Source organism: Nocardiopsis sp. TNDT3 (genome assembly GCF_003427465.1).
Lineage (GTDB): Bacteria > Actinomycetota > Actinomycetes > Streptosporangiales > Streptosporangiaceae > Nocardiopsis > Nocardiopsis dassonvillei.
On the sequence record NZ_QPFC01001034.1, the window covers coordinates 1 to 5258 of the forward strand.

Sequence of the window (5258 nt, forward strand, 5' to 3'; positions counted from 1 at the left end):
TCTGAGCCTGGGGTGGGCCCCCGGGGCGGGGACCGGCGGGTCGGCGCCCCTGGAGGTCGGGGTGGACCCCGAGGGCCCGCGCCTGGACGTGACCATGCACCGGCAGCCGTTCGTCGGCGTGGACCAGGGCCGTGAGGCCGCGGAGTGGCTGTCGGAGGCGCTCGGCGCGCCCAGCCGCCTGGTGCGGGTGCCCGACGACCACGACCGCCACGTGGGCGGGCTGACCCCGGGCACCAGCGCGTTCGCGGACAGCACCGCGGTGCTGATGGCGTCGCTGGCCTCCCTCGACCTGCTCGGCGAGCGCATCCTCGCCCGGGGCGCCGAACCCGTGCCGATGAACCGCTTCCGACCCAACATCGTGGTGTCGGGGTGGGCCGAGCCGCACACCGAGGACCGCGTCCGCGCCCTGCGCCTGGGCACCGCGGAGCTGGGCTTCGCCAAGGTGTGCGTCCGCTGCGTGGCCACGACCGTCGACCAGGCCCGGGGCGTCAAGGCGGGGCCCGAGCCGCTGCGCACCCTGGCGGACTACCGCCGGGCCGAGGGCGGGGTGGCCTTCGGCGCCAAGTTCGCCGTCACCCGCACCGGAACGCTGGCCGTGGGCGACGAGGTGGAGGTGCTCGCCTGGGAGCAGGCCCGGGACGGGGACGCGGACCTGGCGGTCGCTTCGGCCTGACCTGCGTCCGCCGCACGCGGCGGGTGCGGCGGACGGGCTCCGCGGCCCCGGTACCGGGGCCGCGTCCCTCGTCGTCGGGCCGGGCCCGGAAGGCCGGTCGGCCCCCGGGCGCTCCCGTGGGCGCCGGAGACGGCCTCAGTCGTCCAGGTCGGCCTCGGCCAGCAGCCGCGCCACCGCCCCCGGTTCCCGCAGCGCGTCGGCCAGCACGTGCCTCCTGGACCACTGCCCCGCGCGCCAGCACAGCGCCCGGGCCAGCCCGTCAGTGGTCGAGGCGTGCGCCGAGCCGTCCGCGACGTACCACTCCACCTCCACCCCGTCCACCGTGAGCGTCTGGTGGTGCAGGTAGGTGCGGTCGGGCTCCCCCGCCGGGTCGAGGAAGAGGTCCGCTTCGTCCGGGACCTGGCGCATCTGCCCCGCGGACCCGACCCTTCCCGTCACGGCCTCGCTGGCCAGGTCCAGGTCGAGCACGTCCGCCACGGCCTCGGCCGTCTCGGCCGGGGCGAGCACCAGGGCCCGCTCCTGCTCCTCCAGCAGCGGCAGCAGGTCCGGGGAGTCCACCACGACCGCGTCCTCGGCGTCGGCCACCACGATCGACCCGCCCCGCACCGCCCGCACGCGGGACGGCGGGGTGACCAGGTCGGCGTCCACCCCGGCCAGGGCGGCCCACACCCTGCGCAGCGACGCGCGGTCCACGTGCCGCTGGGGGTCGGCCAGCCGGGCGAGCAGGTCGTCCGCGCCGTCCGGGTCCGCCAGCACGTCCTCCAGGGTGGTGCGCACGCCCAGCGCGCGGGCGAACTCCGGATCGACGTCGGCGCTCACCTCGTCGTACAGGCCCACCAGGGCGGGGTCCGCGTCTCCGAGCCGCAGCCCCGCGGGCGCGCTCCCGCCCAGCAGGGCCCGCGTGCGCAGCCACCAGGCGGTGTAGGAGGGCACGTCCGTCACGCGGCCGTCGGGCAGCAGCACGCGGGCGGGGGCGGTCACCGCCTCCCGCAGCGGCCCCTCGGCGAGCATGGCCAGGGCGCGGGGCCACTGCTCGTCGGCCACGTAGTCCAGGTCGGCGACGCACACCAGCTCGGGGACGACCGGCGGCAGCTCCGGGTCGCCCACGCGTTCGAGGACCTCGTCGGCCCAGTCCTCCAGGCCGTCCGGGCCCTCCTCGCCCGCCGCGCCGTCGAAGACCGAGGCCAGGTCCTCGCCCAGCGCGACCTCCTCGGCGCGGACCGCGGTCAGCTCCCACAGCGCGCCGACGGCGCGCAGGACCCCGGTCCCGTGCCGTTCCACCAGGTCCGGGTGCACGGTGCCGAAGGGGGCGTCGTCCACGAGGAGGTCGGCCAGGGGCGCGCCGGGCACGAGGAGCTCGGCGGCGACCGAGTAGCCGTCCTCGTCGTCGCGCAGGGCCAGCTCGGAGAGCCAGGGCACGTCGGCGGCGCTGATCCCCGAGGCGGACACCAGACCGAGCACGGCCTCGGCCACGGGTTCGGGGTCGTCGGCGTCCAGGGAGGCGCGGACGGCGGCCTCGGTGCGCCCGTCGCGCAGAACGGTCGCGGCGCTGGCCTCCACCGCGCCCAGGCGGTTGAGGAGGGGGTGCACGGCCTCGGGGTGCACGACGCGCACGCCCAGGGCGGCCAGGGCGTCCAGGGGCCCGCGCTCGCGCCGGTCGTCCCCTTCCCCCCGGTCGTCCCGGTCGTCCCGCTCTCCCCGGTCCTCCCAGCCGTCCCGGTCTTCACCGCGCGCGCCGTCCGCCGACCAGTCCTGCGAGGGCACCAGCAGCGAACGGGGACCGCGCACGAGCCTGCCGTCGGCCAGCGGGACGGGCAGGGCGCCGAGTTCGTCCAGGTCGGCGCCGCCCCTGCCCGCCCGGTCCAGGGCGGCGTAGAGCGCGGCCCACCAGTGCGGGGGCCGGTCGGTGTCGGCGAGCAGGTCGGCGACGTCGGCCAGGCCGAGGCGGTGGACGCGCAGGGCGGCCAGCGCCGGGTGGCGCGGACTCCAGCTCCCGGGCAGCAGCGGGGGAACGAGTTCGGACAGGACGCGGACGAGGTCGGCGGCGGGGCCGTCGGTCCCGCCCGGCCCCCCGGTGTCGAGGAGCACGGCGTCGCGCGGGGCGACGGGCGCACCGGCCGCCGTCACCAGGAACGGCGTGTCCTGGAGGGGCTCGGCCACCCGGGCGCGGAAGACGGCGTCGACGGCGCCGCCGCCCACACGGGTTCCGGGCACCAGGTCGAGCGACGCCCGGGGGTCGAAGCGCCGCAGCAGGGCGCAGTAGGCCTCCGCGGCCTCCATGAGCAGCAGGTCGGTGGCGGCCCCGGGCTGGACCGCGCGCCGGTCGCTGCCCAGCGGGAAGGTGCCGATGAGGACGGCGGGCAGGTCGAGCTCGGTGTCGGTGGGCGTGGGCGCGTGGACCACGGACTCGACGTCGGCGGGCAGGGCGGCGACCGCACCGTCCTCGTCCACGGGGACCGCCCACGTCAGCGACCACGACGTGCGGTCCCGTTCCTCGGTGGGCCGGTCGGCGAGCAGGGCGGGGTCGAAGGAGCCCGAGCGTTCGAGGGTCCGCCAGAGGGTGGTCCGGGTGCCGTCGCCGTCCAGGTGCGCGGTGACCAGGTCGGCCGTTCCGGCGGCCTCCTCGCGGGTGAGGACGCGTTCGGCGCCCTCGACGTCCACGCGCACCTCGACCAGGCCGGGCAGGGCGAGCAGGAGCGCCTCGCCGGTCCGGTCCAGGAGTTCGCGCACCCGGTCGCGCGCGCGGTCGTCGCGCAGCAGGAGGGTGACGACGGTGTCGTAGCCCTCGGCGCCCTCTCCTGCCTCAGGGGCCTCGGAGGTCACACGGTTGACGGCCTCGGCGGGGAAGGGCAGCCGCAGCATGGGCACGTGCCCGGAACGGCTCTCCACCTCCTGCGCGAGGCCGCTGTGGGCGCCGTCGTCGCCCAGCAGGTCCGTGACCGCGGCGCGGGCGGCCTCGGCGCTGAAGCGGACGGCCGAGCCGCCGGAGTCGACGGTGACGTCGTCGCTGAGCGCCGCCACCGCGGAGAAGCCCACGCCGAAGCGTCCGGCCGAGCCCTGCTCGCCGCGCTTGGTGGAGGCCCTCAGCGTGGCCAGCGACTCCACGCCCTCGGCGGTCAGGGGTGCGCCGGTGTTGGCGGCGGTCAGCCGGTGGCCGGTCAGCGCCAGACGCAGCCGGCCCGGGACACCCGCGCGGCGGGCGGCGTCGGCGGCGTTCTGGGCCAGTTCGACCACGACCCGGTCGCGGTAGCCGCCGAGTGCGAAGTCCTCCTCCGCGTTGGCGTCCTCACGGAAGCGCGCGGGGGCGTCGGCCCACGCGGCGAGAACGCGTCGGCGCAGCTCGGCGGTGTTGTAGGGATCGGCCACCGAAGCGGTCAGCGGCTCGGCCATGGCGGTTTCCTCCTGCGCTGCGGGCACGCCCGGCACGGTGCACCCGGGGCGGGATCGGATGCGGTAAACCGACCCTAGCCCACCGGAGCGGAGGGCTGGGGCCGGACCGTGCGGCGCGGCGGCACAGCGTCAGCGGGAGGCGCGTCCGGACGGCTCCGGGACGCGGCGGCTCCAGACGGCACCGGGGCTCGGCGTCGGCCTCGGAAGGCACCGGCGTACGCCGACGTCAGGAATCCGAGGAGACCAGTTCCAGCTCGGCCGTGTCGTCGAAGACGATGTGGTCGTAGCCCATCTCGTCCACGACAGGCTTGACCGGATCGTTGCGCGACTCGGGGCGGCGCACCTCGGAGTGGGCGCCGCAGCCGTGGTCCATCGAGACCACGCGGCCGTCGTCGGGGGCGTACTCGTTGGTGCACACACCGAACATCTGGCGCAGCTCACCGGCGAGCGGGGTCATGAACCCGCAGGTGAGGCAGCGTGCGGGCGCGGCTGCCGCGATCGGGCTGCGCGGGCCGCCCTCGCCGTTGTACCAGCGCTCGGCGGCCTGCTCGCGTCCGAACTCCGAGAGCACCTGGCGTCGGCCCAGGCCCAGCTCCCAGATCGCCTGCCGGTCCTCGCCCTCGGCGTCCAGCTCGCTGTCGGGCACCTGGGCGTAGCCGGGGACGAGCCGTTCGTCGTCCTCCTCGGCGGGCAGCAGGTCGCCCACGCCGAGGTCGCCGGGGCGCAGGCGCTCCTTCCAGGGCACCCACTCGGGCGGGGCGAGGGCGCCTTCGCCGGGCAGCAGAACGACCTCGTTCACCGTGACCTGTTTGGCGCGCGAGGCGCGGACCACGGTGACGGCGTAGTTCCACCCCGGGTAGGCGGGGTCCAGGCAGGTGAAGAGGTGAGTGACCAGGCGGGTGTCCTCGACCTGGGGGGCGAGGTGCTCACCCACCCACTCGGGTCGCCCGACCTCGGCGGCCACCGAGCGAGCCAGCTCCACCGCCTCGATACATGCCTTGTCCGGTACAGGAGAACGTCGAGTAGGGCTCACGCCCCCATTCTCACTGATCGCGAGCACCGATTTGACCATAACGAGGGTCAAGGTTCGCCCGATACATCCTCCGGACGCGGTCTCGGACCCGTGACCGCCCGGGGACCGGGGACACCGGGCCGGGCCGAGGCGAACCGGGGCGGGCCCGGCCCCCGGACGGAC

The 5258-nt window shown here is 76.6% G+C and carries 3 protein-coding genes; 1 reads left to right on the top strand and 2 read right to left on the bottom strand.

Annotated features, from left to right (window positions below; all coding sequences use genetic code 11):
* Positions 1-673: MOSC domain-containing protein (locus DQW06_RS23385; protein ID WP_117199319.1), on the top strand; the 673-nt coding region annotated here is incomplete at its 5' end.
* Between the two features lie 135 nt (positions 674-808).
* On the opposite strand, the gene DQW06_RS23390 is transcribed toward DQW06_RS23385, so the two are convergent.
* Together DQW06_RS23390 and DQW06_RS23395 are read right to left on the bottom strand one after the other, a co-directional pair.
* Complete coding sequence (locus DQW06_RS23390) at positions 809-4063, bottom strand: sacsin N-terminal ATP-binding-like domain-containing protein (protein ID WP_013155184.1); 3255 nt, start codon at positions 4061-4063, stop codon at positions 809-811.
* Positions 4064-4289: 226 nt separating this feature from the next.
* A complete protein-coding gene (locus tag DQW06_RS23395; protein ID WP_019607894.1) occupies positions 4290-5045 on the bottom strand; it encodes a DUF3027 domain-containing protein in 756 nt (251 codons plus the stop codon).
* Positions 5046-5258: the final 213 nt, after the last annotated feature.

What these genes read in the sequence shown, in the direction of transcription:
- DQW06_RS23390 (WP_013155184.1), bottom strand. Translation starts at nt 4,063, where the DNA reads ATGGCCGAGCCGCTGACCGCTTCGGTGGCCGATCCCTACAACACCGCC.